The 15959-nt window shown below is 59.9% G+C and carries 17 protein-coding genes; 6 read left to right on the top strand and 11 right to left on the bottom strand.

What is annotated here, in order from left to right; all coding sequences use genetic code 11:
- Positions 1 to 81: 81 nt before the first annotated feature.
- A complete protein-coding gene (locus FHT84_RS15205; RefSeq protein ID WP_112342746.1) occupies positions 82 to 864 on the bottom strand; it encodes a phosphatase PAP2 family protein in 783 nt (260 codons plus the stop codon).
- Between the two features lie 209 nt (positions 865 to 1073).
- Between FHT84_RS15205 and FHT84_RS15200 the strand changes: the two genes are divergently transcribed.
- Positions 1074 to 2570: a leucyl aminopeptidase gene (locus tag FHT84_RS15200; protein WP_112342747.1), complete on the top strand. Its 1497-nt coding sequence runs from the start codon at positions 1074 to 1076 to the stop codon at positions 2568 to 2570.
- A 134-nt stretch (positions 2571 to 2704) separates the two neighbouring features.
- Positions 2705 to 3154 (top strand): DNA polymerase III subunit chi, encoded by a 450-nt coding sequence (locus FHT84_RS15195; RefSeq protein WP_112342748.1) that lies wholly within the window; start codon positions 2705 to 2707, stop codon positions 3152 to 3154.
- Between the two features lie 48 nt (positions 3155 to 3202).
- Here the strand turns inward: FHT84_RS15195 and FHT84_RS15190 are convergent, their stop codons facing one another.
- Together FHT84_RS15190 and FHT84_RS15185 are read right to left on the bottom strand one after the other, a co-directional pair.
- The gene (locus FHT84_RS15190) at positions 3203 to 3748 is read right to left on the bottom strand and encodes a GrpB family protein (protein ID WP_113250762.1); all 546 of its coding nucleotides are present in this window, start codon (positions 3746 to 3748) and stop codon (positions 3203 to 3205) included.
- A 75-nt stretch (positions 3749 to 3823) separates the two neighbouring features.
- A complete protein-coding gene (locus tag FHT84_RS15185) occupies positions 3824 to 4747 on the bottom strand; it encodes a Gfo/Idh/MocA family oxidoreductase (protein ID WP_112342749.1) in 924 nt (307 codons plus the stop codon).
- Between the two features lie 231 nt (positions 4748 to 4978).
- Here FHT84_RS15185 and FHT84_RS15180 point away from each other — a divergent pair, with 231 nt between their 5' ends.
- Both FHT84_RS15180 and FHT84_RS15175 read left to right on the top strand, forming a co-directional pair.
- Positions 4979 to 5554: a TRAP transporter small permease subunit gene (locus FHT84_RS15180; protein ID WP_113250679.1), complete on the top strand. Its 576-nt coding sequence runs from the start codon at positions 4979 to 4981 to the stop codon at positions 5552 to 5554.
- Complete coding sequence (locus tag FHT84_RS15175; protein ID WP_113250678.1) at positions 5554 to 7314, top strand: TRAP transporter large permease subunit; 1761 nt, start codon at positions 5554 to 5556, stop codon at positions 7312 to 7314. The genes FHT84_RS15180 and FHT84_RS15175 overlap by 1 nt, the downstream gene beginning before the upstream one ends.
- A 90-nt stretch (positions 7315 to 7404) precedes the next feature.
- Here FHT84_RS15175 and FHT84_RS15170 read toward each other — a convergent pair whose 3' ends face one another.
- The 5 genes from FHT84_RS15170 to FHT84_RS15150 form a co-directional block, all read right to left on the bottom strand.
- Positions 7405 to 8514, bottom strand: a complete 1110-nt coding sequence (locus FHT84_RS15170; RefSeq protein WP_112342752.1) for a TRAP transporter substrate-binding protein — start codon at positions 8512 to 8514, stop codon at positions 7405 to 7407.
- 153 nt (positions 8515 to 8667) lie between these two features.
- Positions 8668 to 9558: a polysaccharide deacetylase family protein gene (locus FHT84_RS15165; protein WP_113250677.1), complete on the bottom strand. Its 891-nt coding sequence runs from the start codon at positions 9556 to 9558 to the stop codon at positions 8668 to 8670.
- Positions 9559 to 9663: 105 nt separating this feature from the next.
- Entirely contained in the window at positions 9664 to 11553 is a 1890-nt protein-coding gene (locus tag FHT84_RS15160; protein ID WP_183763160.1) for an ABC-F family ATP-binding cassette domain-containing protein, read from the bottom strand.
- A 49-nt stretch (positions 11554 to 11602) separates the two neighbouring features.
- Positions 11603 to 12103 carry a hypothetical protein gene (locus FHT84_RS15155; RefSeq protein WP_113250675.1) on the bottom strand — a complete coding sequence of 167 codons (501 nt, stop codon included), beginning with the start codon at positions 12101 to 12103 and terminating at the stop codon, positions 11603 to 11605.
- 156 nt (positions 12104 to 12259) lie between these two features.
- Positions 12260 to 12769, bottom strand: a complete 510-nt coding sequence (locus FHT84_RS15150; protein WP_113250674.1) for a DinB family protein — start codon at positions 12767 to 12769, stop codon at positions 12260 to 12262.
- Positions 12770 to 12959: 190 nt separating this feature from the next.
- On the opposite strand from FHT84_RS15150, the gene ndk reads away from it, so the two are divergent.
- Positions 12960 to 13382, top strand: a complete 423-nt coding sequence (ndk, locus tag FHT84_RS15145) for a nucleoside-diphosphate kinase (RefSeq protein WP_113250673.1) — start codon at positions 12960 to 12962, stop codon at positions 13380 to 13382.
- A gap of 74 nt (positions 13383 to 13456) precedes the next feature.
- On the opposite strand, the gene FHT84_RS15140 is transcribed toward ndk, so the two are convergent.
- Positions 13457 to 13978 carry a hypothetical protein gene (locus FHT84_RS15140; protein ID WP_112344111.1) on the bottom strand — a complete coding sequence of 174 codons (522 nt, stop codon included), beginning with the start codon at positions 13976 to 13978 and terminating at the stop codon, positions 13457 to 13459.
- Entirely contained in the window at positions 13975 to 14523 is a 549-nt protein-coding gene (locus FHT84_RS15135; protein WP_113250672.1) for a CGNR zinc finger domain-containing protein, read from the bottom strand. Before FHT84_RS15135 ends, FHT84_RS15140 begins: the two co-directional genes overlap by 4 nt.
- Positions 14524 to 14590: 67 nt before the next feature.
- On the opposite strand from FHT84_RS15135, the gene FHT84_RS15130 reads away from it, so the two are divergent.
- Complete coding sequence (locus FHT84_RS15130; RefSeq protein ID WP_113250671.1) at positions 14591 to 15487, top strand: branched-chain amino acid ABC transporter permease; 897 nt, start codon at positions 14591 to 14593, stop codon at positions 15485 to 15487.
- Positions 15488 to 15490: 3 nt separating this feature from the next.
- Here FHT84_RS15130 and FHT84_RS15125 read toward each other — a convergent pair whose 3' ends face one another.
- Entirely contained in the window at positions 15491 to 15958 is a 468-nt protein-coding gene (locus FHT84_RS15125; protein WP_113250761.1) for a molybdenum cofactor biosynthesis protein MoaE, read from the bottom strand.
- Between the last annotated feature and the right edge of the window lies 1 nt (position 15959).

Below are 15959 nucleotides of genomic sequence, written 5' to 3'. Positions count from 1 at the left end.
CTGCCGTGCGAGCCGGCAGAGATTCACCCTCATCTACGCTGTTTAAGTTTTTTTGGCGACAACCAACTCGAAAAAAAATCGTTAATTTTCCGAGATTCTTCTGTCGTGTGTCGTTTGGGATAATGCGAGCAGCGCTGCGAATATGACAAGCGATGAAAGCCAGCCGAGCACGGCATCGGAGAGGTAATGCCCGCCAAAAGCCACCCGAAGCGCGGGAATGAGGATCGAAACGGCTGCGATCGGCGGGGCGGCAGCGGATCGGTATGGCTGCGGGATGATGAAGATCAGGCAGAACAGCCAGCCGGCGGCCGCCGCTTCGCCCGAGATGAACGAACAGTTACTGACGCATTTTCCCGCGAAGGATCCGGCATGGACGAAATCGAGCGTGCCGCCAAAGAGGTCGGTCTGTCTCGGGCGCGGGCGCCCCGAAAAGGCCTTCAGCCAGAGATTGACGATCAGTACCGGGCCGATCAGCAGCGAACCGAGCGCAATCTTCAGATTGCACGCCCGCAGCCTGTTGAAGGTCGCTCCGTGATGCTGCCAGCATTGGAACAGCATCCAGGCGAGGACGGCGGCCACGATATAGGGGAGCTGGAAGAATATCTCCCGCAGCAGCCGCAGATGCGTGTCTGCATTATAGGGGAAGATGCCGCATATCTGACCCGGGCGCGTGCTCGCAAGACATTGCTGCGGCAGGAAAAACATGTTCGCGACGGCGAGATCGATTCGTGGGAAAACCGAGAAGAGGCCAAGCAGTACCCACCAGAGACAGAAGAGGCCGATGAAGGCATCACCCGCGGTACGCGGCCGCAGAACCTCGGGGAACCGGTCTTCGCGATCGAAACTGTTGAAATCTATGATCAAGACGGCTTTCCGGCAAAGGATCGGGTCGCCCCGAAGGGCGGATAAAACACCATTGCGTGTAGGCTAACCGCTTTAAATGACAGGGATTTGAAGCCGTGGAACGGGCTTCTTTGGCGAATGCTTTGCCGAGTGCTTGTGTTCGCTAGTCAAACCTAGAATGATGGTTGTGCAAAGTTCTTCTATTACGACGCATGTTTATCGGAGCAGAAATGTCTGTGAAATTCGAGATTTCCTTCGCCAAGTCGGCCCGCCTCAGCGGCGGTCTGGCCATTCTCCTGAAAGGCACGGACAGTGAGTTGCCGGCGGGCGCTGAGAGCGCCGATCCGGCCAATGTTTTCGCCAGGGCCGCGCCCGTGGCCGGCTTCAAGAGCAAGGCGTTGAGCGCTTTGGATATCATCGCTCCCGAGGCCTCGCCCGTCGATCGGATCATTGTCCTCGGTACCGGCAAGGCCAGGGACCTGGCTGCGCATGACTGGCTGAGGCTCGGCGGCACGGCTGCGGCAAAGATCCGCAACGTCGAGAAAGTCACCATCTTCCTGGACGCGCCGGCAGTCGAGGTCGGTGGCAGGGAGGCCGCCGATTTTGCCCTGGGTATGCTCCTGCGCGCCTATAGCTTCGATACATATAAGACGAAGAAGGGCGACGATGACGAAAAGAACGGCTCCCGCAAGGCGGTGAAGGTGACGATCGTCACCCAGGAGGCCGCAGCCGCCAAGAAACTCTATGCAACGTCCGAAGCCGTCGCAGGCGGTGTCCTCCTTGCACGCGATCTCGTCAACGAGCCGCCGAATGTCCTCGGCCCCGTGGAATTCGCCGCCAAGGCCAAGGAGTTGGAAAAGCTTGGCGTCGAGATCGAGATTCTGACGGAGCGCGAGATGCGCCGGCTCGGCATGGCCGCGCTGCTCGGCGTCGCGCAAGGTTCTGCCCGGCCGCCGCGCCTGGTTGTCATGCAATGGAAGGGCGGCAAGGCGAAGGAGAAGCCGGTCGCCTTTATCGGCAAGGGGGTCGTCTTCGATACCGGCGGCATTTCCATCAAGCCCGCCGCCGGCATGGAAGAAATGAAGGGCGACATGGGCGGTGCGGCAGCCGTCACCGGTCTCATGCATACGCTGGCCGCGCGAGAAGCTAAGGTCAATGCCATCGGCGTCATTGGTCTAGTGGAGAACATGCCGGACGGCAATGCGCAGCGTCCCGGCGATATCGTCACCTCGATGTCCGGCCAGACGATCGAGATCATCAACACGGATGCCGAGGGGCGGCTCGTTCTCTGCGATGCGCTCTGGTACACGAACGACCGTTTCAAGCCGCAGTTCATGATCAACCTGGCGACCCTGACCGGCGCCATCCTCGTCGCGCTCGGCAACCTGCAGGCCGGCCTGTTCTGCAACGACGACAAGCTGGCGGGCGAGTTGACGGCAGCCGGCCTCGTAACCGACGAGCGCCTGTGGCGCATGCCGCTCGGCAAGGAATACGACAAGATGATCGACAGCAAGTTCGCCGACATGAAGAACACTGGTGGCCGCCATGCCGGCTCGATCACCGCCGCCCAGTTCCTCAAGCGCTTCGTCGGGGAAACGCCGTGGGCGCATCTCGATATCGCCGGCACGGCGATGGGCTCGGTCCAGGACGAGATCAACCAGTCCTGGGGTTCCGGTTTTGGCGTGCGCCTGCTCGATCAGCTGGTCCGCGCCAACTACGAATCGTGACCAGCCGAATTTTGTGAGATGGAGCCTTTTCGCGATTCGAAGAAAAGCGAAAAGGCTCTATCCTTTTGGTGTGATGCAATTCCGGACGGAAAACCGCTTCGCACTTTTCCTAGAATTGCTCTAGAAGAGACGGCATGACCGACGTTCTCTTCTATCACCTGACGGAATCGAAGCTCGAAGACGCCCTGCCGCCGTTGATCGACAAGAGTGTCGAGCGTGGCTGGCAGGTCGCCGTGCAGATGCGCGAGCCGGCGCGCCGCGATCTCCTCGATAGCCATCTCTGGACCTATCGCGAAGACAGTTTCCTGCCGCACGGCACGGATGAAGGCGAGATGGCGGACAAGCAGCCTGTGCTTCTGACCATCTCTTCCGACAACGTCAACAATGCGACCGTGCGCTTTTTTATCGATGGCGCCGAGGCTACGGATGTCGGAACGTATCAGCGCGTCGTGCTGATGTTCGATGGCTACGATCAGGAACAGCTGGAAAGCGCGCGCGCGCAATGGAAGCGCCTGAAAGGCGAGGGGCATAATCTCACCTACTGGCAGCAGACGCAGGATGGCCGTTGGGAAAAGAAGGCTTAGGAAAACTGCGCGGCGATTTTCTGAGATCCCGTGAAAACTTGGGTCGCTCTAATCGTCCTCCGCCAGGATCTTTTGAATGAAGTCCTTCTTGGCGGCAGTATAGGCTGCGCGGTCATTGGCATATTTTGTCGCAAGTTCGACCTTCAGCGCCTCATAGGCATGTGCGAGGTCCGGGCGCTTGCGCATCCGATCCCGGAAGAGGATGAACTGGCGCCAATTCAGGCCGCCATGCTCGACCACATGGACCAGATGCGTGCGAGTATCCCCTTCGATATCGCGACCGAAAATATGATCGTCCGCTACGATATTGCTACCGGCATAGACATAGCCGATCGATGCCATCGGTTCGATACAGGCAAGGCCATCCTCGAAGCGCCGAACACCGACGGCTATGTCGATGATAGGCTTGGCCTTGATTTCGGGAATGGAGGTGCTGCCGAAATGCTGCACATCGACGGCGAGGTCTCCAAGGGCGCTGCGGATGGCAGCTTCCTCCAGCAGATAGGCCTCGCGCCAGCTCTGGTTTGGCTCGGCAAGCTTGACCGATTTATTGCCGACGCCGAGCCCGAAAGATTGCACATTTTCCGTTGCCATCGGCAACTCCCCGATGAAGATAATGCGCCACGCTAGCATGTTGCGGGGCGCGTTGTCTCCATCGGGTAAAGCCCATCAATCGTAAAATGCTTCGACGAATTTGCGCTTGCCGAGCATGAAGGCATCGGCGACGTGGCGCAGTGGCGAAACATCGACATCGCAGGTGCCGGCTTTGACGATCTCGGCAAAACGGCGATAGAGCGAAGGATATTCGGCTTCTGGCGCGGAGAATTTCAGCTCGCCATTGACCGAAAGCTTGGAGCCGCCTTCGGCGAGAACCATCTGGCCGGCATCGGTTTCGGCAACGATATCCCAGCTCTGCTTGCCGGTCTGGCGCCAGTCGAATTCAGCATGAACCGGAAGGCCCTGACCGCTCTTGAAGTGCAGATCGGCGGCAATCGGCGAATCCCGGTTCTCCGGAAATTCGAGCGTCGCGCCGGTCAGGAAGAGCGGCGGCAGGATGTGGGTCACGATCGACAGGGCATTGATGCCCGGGTCGAAGACGCCGAGGCCGCCGGCCTGCCAGATCCATTCCTGGTTCGGGTGCCAATGGCGCACGTCTTCCTTCCAGATCACGTGAGCGCTGCGGATGGTGGTGCCTGCGAGGAAGGTCTTTGCTGCCTCCACCGCCGGGGCGTAGCGCGAATGCCAGCTTGCAAAGAGCGAAACGCCCTTGGCTTTTGCGAGGTTTTCGAGATCGGCAACTTCGCTCAGCGTCGCACCCGGCGGCTTTTCAAGAAAAACGTGCTTGCCGGCTGAAAGCGCCTTGTAAGCGGCTTCATAGCGATATTGCGGCGGCATGCAGAGCGACACCGCATTGACCGCCGGTACGGCATCGAGCATGGCGTCGATGGTCGTGAAGGACGGAATGCCTTCTACGGTACCGTGGCGGCTCGCCGTGGCGATCAGTTTGAAATCCGCGTTGTTCGCGATGGACGGAAGATGCTGGTCGCGGACGATCTTGCCGACACCGACGATAGCGAGGTTGATGGGGGACATGGGTGTCTCTCGATTAGTATGATTATTGATGCGATCTTTATCAGAATGCCGCATGTGGGCAAGGGCGGCAAATCGCAAATGCGACAACTGGATCCAATGCACGAACATTGTATCCGGCCGTCATCACGTTTGGAAAACCCGCGCAGGCTCTTGATTCACCGTTTGAAATCGGCACTCTAGCTTCGTGCAGCAAGAAGAGCTTCGGAAAGAATCGCTGCGGGGGGAAAATTCATGAAAGCATTGCTCGGCTTCAGCCGATTCGTTGACTATGCGACTGAGATCATTGGAAAATCTGTCTCGTGGCTCATCCTGGTCGCTGTCCTGGTCAGCGCCGGAAATGCGGTCGTACGCAAGGTCTTCAATACCTCGTCCAACGCATGGCTGGAAGCGCAATGGTATCTGTTCGGCGCCGCCTTCATGCTCGCGGCCGCCTACACGCTCCGCCAGAACGAACATATTCGCATCGATATCGTCTACGGCTCCTTGCCGCGCCGGGTGCAACACTGGATCGACCTGCTGGGCCATTGTCTGTTCCTCATGCCCTTCGCACTCCTGATGGTCTATGACCTCGTGCCCTATGTCCGCACCTCCTTCCTGTCGGGGGAGGTTTCCTCCAGCGCCGGCGGCCTGATCATCTGGCCGGGCAAGGCGTTGCTGCTGGCCGGCTTCTTCCTGCTGGCATTGCAGGGTGTCTCCGAGATCATCAAGAAGATCGCGGTCATGCGCGGCGATATGGATGATCCGACCCCCTACGTGCCGACGCATGCGCCGCTCGATGTCGAAACCCCTGCCGGGGAGGCGCGCTGATGCTCGAATTCATTGCCGTGAACATGGCGCCGATCATGTTCGCCTCGCTCATCATTTTCCTGCTCCTGGGCTATCCAGTCGCCTTCGCGCTTGCTGCGAACGGGCTGCTGTTCTTCTGGATCGGCGTCGAGCTTGCACCCTTTTCGGGCGGCACCATCCATCTCTCATGGCCGCTCCTTAATGCCCTTCCGGATCGCTTCTGGGGGGTGATGTCGAACGACACGCTGCTGGCGATCCCGTTCTTCACCTTCATGGGCATCGTGCTGGAGCGATCCGGCATGGCCGAAGACCTGCTCGATACGGTCGGCCAGCTGTTTGGACCCGTTCGCGGCGGTCTCGCCTATGCGGTGATTTTCGTCGGCGCGCTGCTCGCCGCCACCACCGGCGTCGTTGCGGCCTCCGTTATCGCCATGGGACTGATCTCGCTGCCGATCATGCTGCGCTATGGCTATGACAGGCGTGTGGCCTCCGGCGTCATCGCCGCTTCCGGCACGCTGGCGCAGATCATTCCGCCATCGCTCGTCCTGATTGTGCTTGCCGATCAGCTCGGCCGTTCGGTCGGTGACATGTATGCCGGCGCCCTGATTCCCGGTTTGGTGCTGACCGGTCTCTACATGCTCTATGTATTGATCATGTCGATCGTGAAGCCGAACTCCATGCCCGCCTTGCCCAAGGAGGCTCGCTCGCTTGGCTCCGGCGTCACGTCCTTGCTCGTTGCTCTATTGATATGCGCCGGCGTGGCCTATGCCGCACATGTTTACCTGACACCCGCCTATGGCGAAAACGCCGATATTCTCGGCGCAACGGTTGGCGTTGCCTTCATCTATGCGATCGCCGTGCTCGATAAGGGGATGAAGCTCAACGTGATGTCGCGGCTGGCCCAGCAGGTCATCATCGTCCTCATTCCACCGCTGGCGCTGATCTTCCTCGTGCTCGGCACGATCTTCCTCGGCATCGCGACGCCGACGGAAGGCGGCGCCATGGGGGCCGTGGGCGCTCTCATAATGGCGGCTGCCAAAGGCCGGCTGAACATGGAGGTCATCCGCTCGGCACTGACATCCACGACCCGGCTTTCGGCCTTCGTGCTGTTCATCCTGATCGGCTCGCGCGTCTTTTCGCTGACCTTCTATGGCGTCAACGGCCATCTCTGGGTCGAGCATCTGCTGGTGTCGCTGCCCGGCGGCAAGGTCGGCTTCCTGATCGCCGTCAACATCCTCGTCTTCGTTTTAGCCTTCTTCCTCGACTTCTTCGAGCTTGCCTTCATCATCGTGCCGTTGTTGGCACCTGCTGCCGAAAAGCTCGGCATCGATCTCATCTGGTTTGGCGTGCTGCTCGGCGTCAACATGCAGACGAGCTTCATGCATCCGCCCTTCGGCTTCGCGCTGTTCTATCTCCGCTCGGTGGCGGCGCGCGTGCCCTATCTCGACAGGGTGACGGGCAAGCAGATCGCGCCCGTCACAACAGGGCAGATCTATTGGGGATCCGTGCCGTTCGTGGGTATCCAGATCCTGATGGTGGCATTGACCATCATGTTCCCGCAGATGGTCATGCACTACAAGGGCGCGGGTGCTGCGGTCGATCCGAATTCGATCAAGATCGAGGTTCCCGGTTTCGGCGTGCCCGGCCAGAACAATGGCAACGGCTTGCCGGGGTTGCAGCTTCCGGGCGGCAATCCGTTTGACGGGAAGCCGGCGGATCAGGGTGGCGGGCAGCAGAACGCACCCGCCAACGACCTCAGTCAGCCGCCGTCTTTCAATTGAGCACGGTACGCCTCGTTTTGTCCTGATTGGAGCGCAACGAAAAACCCCGGAGCGCCGCTCCGGGGTTGTTGTCTTAAAACCGCGAGCTGGTCAGATCTTCCCGGCGCGCTGCAGCGTCATCATGTAGACGTCGTAGCTGTATTCGGCGACCTGGGCATAGAGATAGTGCTGGCCGCGGAAGCCCTTGATCGATTCCCAGATCTTCTTGAAGGTCGGGTTGTTGGCTTCCATCTCGGCATAGACTTCATTGGCCTTGTCGAAGCAGGCATTCATGATCTCGGTGCTGAAGGGCCTGAGCTTCGCTCCTTCGGCGACGACGCGCTTGATGGCGGCTGGGTTCAGGTAATCGTATTTCTGCAGCATGTTGGCGTCGGTCGCCTGCGCGGCCGTGCGCAGCAGCGACTGATAGGCCTTCGGCAGGCCTTCATAAGCCGCCTTGTTGAACATGACATGCACGGTCGGGCCGCCTTCCCACCAGCCGGGATAGTAGTAATAGGGTGCCACCTTGTAGAAGCCGAGCTTTTCGTCGTCATAAGGGCCGACCCATTCGGCAGCATCGATCGTGCCTTTTTCCAGTGCCGGATAGATGTCGCCGCCGGCGATCTGCTGCGGCACGACGCCGAGGCGTTCGACCACCTTGCCGGCAAAGCCGCCGATACGCATCTTCAAGCCTTTCAGATCGGCGACGGTATTGATTTCCTTACGGAACCAGCCGCCCATCTGCACGCCCGTATTGCCCGCCGGGAAGCCGATCAGCCCCTGCGTTGCCAGGAATTCGTTGAACAGGTCGATGCCGCCGCCGTGATATTGCCAGGCGTTCATGCCGCGTGCGTTGAGTGCAAAGGGAACGGCAGCTCCCAGGGCCCAGACCGGATCCTTGCCCCAATAATAATAGGCGACCGAATGGCAGGCTTCGACGGTTCCGGCCGAAGTCGCATCGGCTGCCTGCAGGCCCGGCACGATTTCGCCCGCCGCAAACACCTGGATGTTGAAATTGCCGTCGGTGGCTTCAGACACATATTTCGACAGCACTTCGCCGCCGCCATAGATCGTATCCAGCGACTTCGGAAACGATGACGTCAGGCGCCAATTGATCTTCGGATTGCTCTGGGCAATGGCCGGAGCAGCAAGTGTTGCAGCAGCTGCAACCGAGCCGGCGCCGGCGACGCCGGCTTTCCTCAGAAATGAACGACGATCCATATGTTACTCCCCCCGGATACGAGCGGGCGGGCTGGCCCGCTCTTCGTGATCACGCCGCAACTAATCATGCTGTTCGGCGTGTTTCAAGCGTATCTGAACGCCGCGCAACCATTGATCTAGTTGTCTGCGGCGGCGTTCGTTTGCAAGTCTACCTCAGCGCACCATTTTGGTGCCGGCCTGGGCCACCAGATTGGTCGCCGGGGCCGGAGCGTGCTTGTATTTCAGCGTGACGACCTTGAAGCCCTCTTTCTCGAGGCGGCTCAGAAGAACCGGCAGCATCCTGACCGTGCGCTGATGGATATCGTGCATCAGGACGATGCCGCGGCCGCGCTGATAGAGCTGCTTCATGGTGCGATCCACCACCGAAAGCGGTGTCGAGGTGAAATAGTCCTTGCTGTCGATATCCACGTCCATGACGATCATGTCCCTAGCGGCAATGGCCGTGCGCAGGCGTTTGGAATCGGCAAGATAGGGGAAACGGAAGAAGGGGACATCCGTACCGATCGCCTTGGTGACGGCGTCCTTGCCGCGGGCGATCTCGGTCATCGCCGCGTCGAAGGTCATCTTGTCGAGATCGGGATGGCGGAACGTGTGGCTGCCGATCGCGTCACCATGGGCGAGAACCTCGCGCGCGGTCGCCGGATGCGCCTGCGCCATTTCCCCGACCATCATGAAGGCGGCCTTGACGCCAAACCTGTCGAGCGTGGCGAGAATGCGATCCGTCTTGCCGGGTGCGGGGCCGTCGTCGAAGGTCAGGATGACCTCCTTATCGGCGAGCCTGATGTCCTTGAGCGAGGAGACTTCCAGTGTGCGGCCGGCAAGATCGTGTGGTGCGCCGGCGTCCACCGCCGCGCGGGTTTCGAGATCGGCGACGAGCCATTTCTTCGGCTCCATCTCGATGGGGTCATTGGCTTTCAGCGGCTTGTGATGCGGCTCTTCGGCGGCATAGCTGCTCTTGAGCGACGCTTCGTTGGCCGGCTTCGTGGCACAGCCTCCGAGAGCCAGGGACATGGCGAGGCCAGCCAGCAACACACGGTAGTTCATCAGAATCGCTCAACAATATGTCCATGAAAGTTGAGCGCATTTTCCGCAGTTATGGTTAATGATCGGTTAGGATCGGCTGCGAAACGGTTAAGATCGCGATGTGCTTCAGCCGGCCATGCCGCTTTCGTATTCCGATGAAAGTTCCAGCCATTGCTCCTCGGCTGCGGCGAGTTTTTCAGCGGCATCAGAGCGCTGTTTTGCCTTTTCTGCAGCCTTTGCCGGCGCCTTTTCGTAAAGGGCCGGATCCGCAAGCTCTGCATCAAGGGCCTGAATCAGTTTCTCAAGCTTGCCGGTCAAGGATTCGATTTCATTGATCTTCTTCTTGAGCGGCGCAAGCGACGCGCGCCGATCGGCATTGAGCTTGCGCTGATCCGCCTTGGAAACGTACTCGTCGATGCCGTTCGTCTTGACTTTCTCGTCCTTCGACTTCGGGCTGGCGACGACGAGGCTGCGGTATTCTTCAAGATCGCCATCGAAGGTCGAGACGGTGCCGTCGCGCACCAGCCAGAGCCGGTCGACGGTGGCTTCGATCAGATGGCGGTCGTGCGAGATCAGTATGACGGCGCCGGAATAATCGTTCAGCGCCTGGATCAGCGCATTGCGGCTGTCGATGTCCAGATGGTTCGTCGGTTCGTCGAGGATCAGAAGGTTCGGTGCATCGAAGGCGGCAAGGCCCATCAGCAGCCGCGCCTTCTCGCCGCCGGAGAGATCCTTGACCTGCGTGTCCATCTTCTCCGTCGCAAGCCCGATCTGGGCGACGCGGGCGCGCACCTTCGCCTCCGGCGTTTCGGGCATGCGGCGGCGTACATGCTCGACGGCCGTCTGGTTGGGGATGAGGTCATCGAGCTGATGCTGGGCGAAGAAGCCGATCTTCAGGTTCGGCGCCAGCCTGATATCGCCGCTCTCTGCGCCGAGCCGACCGGAAATGAACTTCGCGAAGGTCGATTTGCCGTTGCCGTTCGAGCCGAGCAGGGCGATGCGGTCGTCGGCATCGATGCGCAGGTTCAGGCGCTTCAGGATCGGCTTGCCGGGCTCGTAGCCGACAGCGCCGCCGCTGATCGCGATGATCGGCGAGGCAGGCTGCTTTTCGGGTTCCGGAAAGCTGAAGCCCATCACATGGTCTTCGATGACGGCGGCGACGGTGCCCATGCGCTCCAGTGCCTTGATGCGCGATTGCGCCTGCCGCGCCTTCGAGGCCTTGGCCTTGAAGCGGTCGATGAAGCTCTGCAAATGCTTGCGGGCCGCGTCGTTCTTCGCCTTTGCCTTCATCTGCAGCTCGTCCGCCTCGGCCTTCTGCCGTTCGAACTGGTCGTAGGAGCCGCGATAGAAGGTAAGCTTCTTCTGGTCGAGATGCACGATGGAATTGACCGCCGTGTTCAGCAGATCGCGGTCGTGCGAGATGATGATGACCGTGTGCGGGTAGCGGCGGATGTAATCCTCCAGCCAGAGCGTGCCTTCAAGGTCGAGATAGTTCGTCGGTTCGTCGAGCAGCAGGAGATCCGGCTCGGAAAACAAGACGGCCGCAAGGGCGACGCGCATGCGCCAGCCGCCTGAGAAGGAGGAGGCCGGGCGCTTCTGCGCTTCGTGGTCGAAGCCGAGGCCGGCCAGGATGCTGGCGGCGCGCGCTTCGGCCGAATGCGCATCGATATCGGCAAGCCGCGTCTGGATATCGGCGATGCGGTGCGGATCGGTCGCGGTCTCGGCTTCCGCCAGCAGTGCGGAGCGCTCCTTGTCCGCTGCCAGGACGATATCGATCAAAGGCTCCTCGGTGCCGGGGGCCTCCTGCGCCACCTGGCCGATGCGGGCATTGCGGGGGATCGAGACCGAGCCGCTTTCGGCGGCGAGATCGCCGGTGATGATCCTGAACAGCGTGGACTTGCCGGCACCGTTCTTGCCGACGAGGCCCGCCTTCGTGCCCGGCGGAAGCGTCACGCTGGCATGGTCGATGAGCAGGCGGCCGGCAATGCGGGCGGAAAGATCTGAAATCGAAATCATGGCGCGGTTTTGGCCGAACTCGGCGCCGAAGGCAAGAGTGCGAAGTCGCTTAGACGCTGGCCTTTTGCGAGGATTTCGAGAGGTTGGCGCAGTTACGCAGCCGCTCGGTCAGCTCCGTTTCGTAGAGCATGAGATTGCTGAGCGAGGCATTGAGGCTGTCGAGTGCAGCATTGGCATGTGGAGTCGTGTCGATCTCGCGAGCAAAATGCTGCTTTTTCATCAGCCCCTTGGCGAGCTGATCGGCGACTTCGCGCAGCATCTCGGCCGCATCGCTTTCCGATTTGCGCGCCACCAGCCCGCAATGGCTGACCAGGCGATGCTTCAGGCCGATCTCGTCGAGCCCGCTTTGCGAGGGAAGGGGGCCAAGCGCCTCGATCTCTTCGGCAAGACAGCGGTCCTGGCCATAGAGCGCTTCATAGAAGAGCTGATAGTTGCGCGGCAGGTTTTTCACCTTCAGCCGCGTCATGAAGCGGCCGATAACCTCAAGCTCGGTTTCCGTTTCATCGTCATCGATGGAATATGCCGAAACGCTTGTCTGCGAGTTCTTCATGCCTGCCTTTGACCGTGAGCTGATATATCTCGTCAATCTGCAGGTTCGCAGGTTAAGGGAACATGAACAAAACGGCCGATCCTCGCCACAGCGCAACAAAATGAGGCATGTGATCAACGTCTGGGCGAAGACGGGAAACGACGGTTCTCCCCTTGGCTACATCCAGTGCTGTCCTTCGCTGCGCAGGAAATGCAGGAGGTCTAGCACCAGAGACGGTTTCCCCAAAGATGTGAGGATAGTGTGGCACTGGCCGCGGTGATGGGTGTGATGGTTGAACATATGGGATACCGCCGCATGGAGGGGAACGATGATGGCGCCCGGGCGCAGGATCGAGGTATAGGTAATGTCGACGGCAAGTGCATCGGCATCGAGCGTTTCCAGCCAGGTCATGATATTTCGATCTTCCGCCTCCCGTAAGCTGTAAAGTCCTTCAAGCGTGTCGTGCAGGACGGTATCGAGTGACGCCGGCACTCCGCCAGTGCCGTTAAAACGGTGCATCCACAGCCGGTCCGCTATCAGCAGATGATTGAGCGTTCCGTGGAGCGAGCCGAAGAAGGCACCGCGGTCTTCATGGAATTCGGGATCACTGAGGTCTGCTGCGGCATTATAGACCTGCACATTGGCCCACCGATTGTAGTCGGCCAGCATCCTGAAATGTTTGAGCATATGACCTCTCCTCAATGGTGCGGCGATGTCGCCGCCAAGTTTGCAAATAAACCGTCGCAGTGCCAGCGGCCGATTGCGAATCGATTGCGTCAACTGTGACAGCGGCGTGAAATTGGCCGATCCCCCTTGTTTTCGGGCCTTGGGGCAGGTAAAGACCGCCCACTTTTCTCTGATTACAAGGAATGGACCCATGGCGATTGAACGTACTTTCTCGATGATCAAGCCGGACGCGACGAAGCGCAACCTGACCGGCGCCATCACCAAGGTTTTTGAAGACAATGGCCTGCGCGTCATCGCCTCCAAGCGCGTCTGGATGAGCAAGCGCGAAGCTGAAGGCTTCTACGCCGTTCACAAGGAACGTCCGTTCTTCGGCGAACTCGTTGAAGGCATGACCTCCGGCCCGACCGTCGTTCAGGTTCTGGAAGGCGAAAACGCCATCCTGAAGAATCGCGAGATCATGGGCGCGACCAACCCGGCCAACGCTGATGAGGGCACGATCCGCAAGACCTTCGCCCTGTCGATCGGCGAAAACTCCGTTCACGGCTCGGACGCTCCGGAAACGGCTGCCGTCGAAATCGCCTACTGGTTCTCCGAAACCGAAATCGTCGGCTGAATCAGCCTTTCAGCTTCTGCGCTGAACGATTTGAAATGACTCATGAAAGCCGGGATTTCGCATCCCGGCTTTTTTCATGCCGGGCAGGCGGCATCATGCCCGTAATCGGCACTGCCATCGCCCTTGAAGACATCTGGATTGGCGGTATAGACCGGGCCGACGACCAGCGGCTTCGTCGGCAGCACGGTCTGGTCCAGATCGGATTTGACCTCGGTCTTGATCGTCTGGATCGTCTTGTCGCTGGCATCCACCAGCTTGATCGAGACGGAATAGGGGCGATCCTTGCGCACGCAATGAAGGTCCGGGCTTTCCAGCGTGATCTTGTCCCAGAAGGAATAGATCTTCTGGTTGACGACAAGCGGATCACCGCCGGCGGGATTTTCGAATTCAGCAACGGCCGTCGTTCCCTCAGGGATTGGGGCGATCTTCTTCAGCGTAATCATGTAGCTTGCGCTCGCCACGCGATAGTTGAAGACGAAAAGGCGGCCGGTGAGCTGCGTCGGGCCTTCATCGTCCTTCCGCTGGCAGCCGGCCAGCGCCAGACCGGCGATGATCCCGGCACTTATCGTTGTCAGCATAATCCTTCTTATCGTCATGGCGCAGTCTCCTCCTTCTTGCGCCGGTAGTGCCGGCTTGCCTTGGCGCGGTTGCCGCAAACCGCCATGTCGCACCAGGCGCGGCTTTTGTTCTTGCTGCGGTCGATAAAGAGCCAGCCGCAGTTGCGGCAGATCTTCATTCGCTCGGGATCGGGCATGGCGATGAGGCGCAGCGTCGAATGTACCGTCGCGGCATCGAGCCCATCGGGTGAGGCGCGCTTCAGGACGCGAGCCAAGGCCGCAAGCAGGTCCGAAAGCAGCAGATCCGCAGCATCTCCAAGAACGCGTGCCCGGAAATAGCGGTCGATCAACTCGCGGAGGGCAATGAAATCGGTTCTGTTCTCCTGTCTCACCGGCAGGATATCGCCGAAGAGCGCCCGCTCCGCGCAGAAATTGGTGGCTGCCTTCGGAAAGCTTTCCATCTGTCCATGCGCTTCGAAACGGTCGATTCGGCGCTCGTCGTCATGGCGCAGGATGACGCTGTTGGCGACATCGAGCGCGAGCGCGCCACCGGAAAAACGATGCGGGGTCCAGGAAAAGCTCATAGGGAAAATTATAACTGGTAAAATTCATTTTGCCAGTTACTATTTACCTGTTCCTCGGAGGGAGTGAATGGCCTATCTTCTGCAGCAACTGGCGAATGCCGTTCCGCTCGCTGCACTCTATGCGGCGCTGGCCTTCGGCTATTCCATTGCGTTCGGGGTCATGAAGCGGGCCGATATCACCTATGGCGCACTGTTTGCGTTTGCCGGCCAGATGCTCGTGCTTTTTACCGATATCGGCTACACGAGAATGTATCTGATCCTACCGGCTGCCTTTGCCTTCGGTGCCGTGATCGCGGCTGGCTATACGCTCGGCGCCGGTCTTTTCGTCGGCAGCGCGATCATGCTGCCGCTGTCGCGAAAGTCCCCGAATACCGTCATCGTCGCGGCACTCGGCATGATGATCATCCTGATGGAAACCGCCCGGCTGGCCTCCAATACGCGTGGCATCTGGCTGCCGCCCTTCCTGAATGGCCCGATCGTCTTCTGGGATAGCGGCGATTTCCGCGTGACGCTGACAGAGATCCAGCTGCTCAACACGGCGCTGATGATCCTTGTCATTCTGGCAGGCGCCTATGTCCTGAAATGCACGGGTTGGGGGCGCATCTGGCGGGCGGTGACCGACGACGCTCTCGCCGCCGAGCTCTGCGGCGCCAGCGCCAATCGCGTTTTCCTGCTCGCCTATGTCGCCTCCGCACTCGTCGCGACCATCTGCGGGCTACTTGCCACCTCCTATTACGGAACGATGGATTTCGGGGCGGGGCTGATGTTCGGGCTGAAGGTGCTGATGATTGCGGCGGTTGGCGGCTATTCCGATCCGTTGAAGTCGGCGGGCGGAGCGGCACTTCTTGGGCTGACGGAGACGATGTGGGGTGCTTACGGCCCGTTCCTGTGGCGCGATTTCGTCATCTTCTCGCTGCTCGTGCTGCTGCTGGTCCTCAGCCGTCGTGAAAGAGTGGTGCCCTGAAGCCTATTTGTTGCCGGCCCACTTGGCTCGCGCGGCATCGTCGGCATCCCTGGCCGAAACCCAGCCGCCTTCTTCTCCGCCCTTGCCATGCTCCTTTTTCCAGAAGGGCGCGGAGGTTTTCAGAAAATCCATGACGAAATTGGCGCCGTCGAAGGCGGCCTGCCGATGCGGTGCGGCGGCAATGACGAGCACGATATTCTCGCCGGGCGCGATCTTGCCGTAGCGATGGATGGCGGTGAGACCAAGCAGCTCGAAACGCTCGATGGCAAGCTTGGCGATGCGGTTGATCTCCGCCTCCGCCATGCCTGGATAATGTTCGAGTTCCAGCGCACCCAAAGTGCCGCCTTCGTCGCGGCAGAGGCCCGAGAAGGTCACGACTGCGCCGATATCGTGGCGCCTGGAGGTTAGTTGGTCGATCTCCGCCTGGAGATCGAAATCCTCGCGCTGGACTTTGACCAATGGTGAAATCATC

This window comes from Rhizobium sp. BK289, from assembly GCF_014193575.1.
Taxonomy (GTDB): domain Bacteria; phylum Pseudomonadota; class Alphaproteobacteria; order Rhizobiales; family Rhizobiaceae; genus Rhizobium; species Rhizobium tropici_C.
The sequence above is the reverse complement of the archived record's forward strand: the minus strand, read 5'-3'. Positions and strand labels throughout refer to the sequence as shown.

Coding starts and splice junctions, on each gene's coding strand:
- FHT84_RS15170 (WP_112342752.1), bottom strand. CDS start 8,514: ATGGATCGTCGTTCATTTCTGAGGAAAGCCGGCGTCGCCGGCGCCGGC.
- FHT84_RS15175 (WP_113250678.1), top strand. CDS start 5,554: ATGCTCGAATTCATTGCCGTGAACATGGCGCCGATCATGTTCGCCTCG.
- FHT84_RS15180 (WP_113250679.1), top strand. CDS start 4,979: ATGAAAGCATTGCTCGGCTTCAGCCGATTCGTTGACTATGCGACTGAG.
- ndk (WP_113250673.1), top strand. CDS start 12,960: ATGGCGATTGAACGTACTTTCTCGATGATCAAGCCGGACGCGACGAAG.
- FHT84_RS15130 (WP_113250671.1), top strand. CDS start 14,591: ATGGCCTATCTTCTGCAGCAACTGGCGAATGCCGTTCCGCTCGCTGCA.
- FHT84_RS15125 (WP_113250761.1), bottom strand. CDS start 15,958: ATGATTTCACCATTGGTCAAAGTCCAGCGCGAGGATTTCGATCTCCAG.
- FHT84_RS15155 (WP_113250675.1), bottom strand. CDS start 12,103: ATGAAGAACTCGCAGACAAGCGTTTCGGCATATTCCATCGATGACGAT.
- FHT84_RS15185 (WP_112342749.1), bottom strand. CDS start 4,747: ATGTCCCCCATCAACCTCGCTATCGTCGGTGTCGGCAAGATCGTCCGC.
- FHT84_RS15140 (WP_112344111.1), bottom strand. CDS start 13,978: ATGACGATAAGAAGGATTATGCTGACAACGATAAGTGCCGGGATCATC.
- FHT84_RS15195 (WP_112342748.1), top strand. CDS start 2,705: ATGACCGACGTTCTCTTCTATCACCTGACGGAATCGAAGCTCGAAGAC.
- FHT84_RS15165 (WP_113250677.1), bottom strand. CDS start 9,558: ATGAACTACCGTGTGTTGCTGGCTGGCCTCGCCATGTCCCTGGCTCTC.
- FHT84_RS15150 (WP_113250674.1), bottom strand. CDS start 12,769: ATGCTCAAACATTTCAGGATGCTGGCCGACTACAATCGGTGGGCCAAT.
- FHT84_RS15135 (WP_113250672.1), bottom strand. CDS start 14,523: ATGAGCTTTTCCTGGACCCCGCATCGTTTTTCCGGTGGCGCGCTCGCG.
- FHT84_RS15190 (WP_113250762.1), bottom strand. CDS start 3,748: ATGGCAACGGAAAATGTGCAATCTTTCGGGCTCGGCGTCGGCAATAAA.
- FHT84_RS15160 (WP_183763160.1), bottom strand. CDS start 11,553: ATGATTTCGATTTCAGATCTTTCCGCCCGCATTGCCGGCCGCCTGCTC.
- FHT84_RS15200 (WP_112342747.1), top strand. CDS start 1,074: ATGTCTGTGAAATTCGAGATTTCCTTCGCCAAGTCGGCCCGCCTCAGC.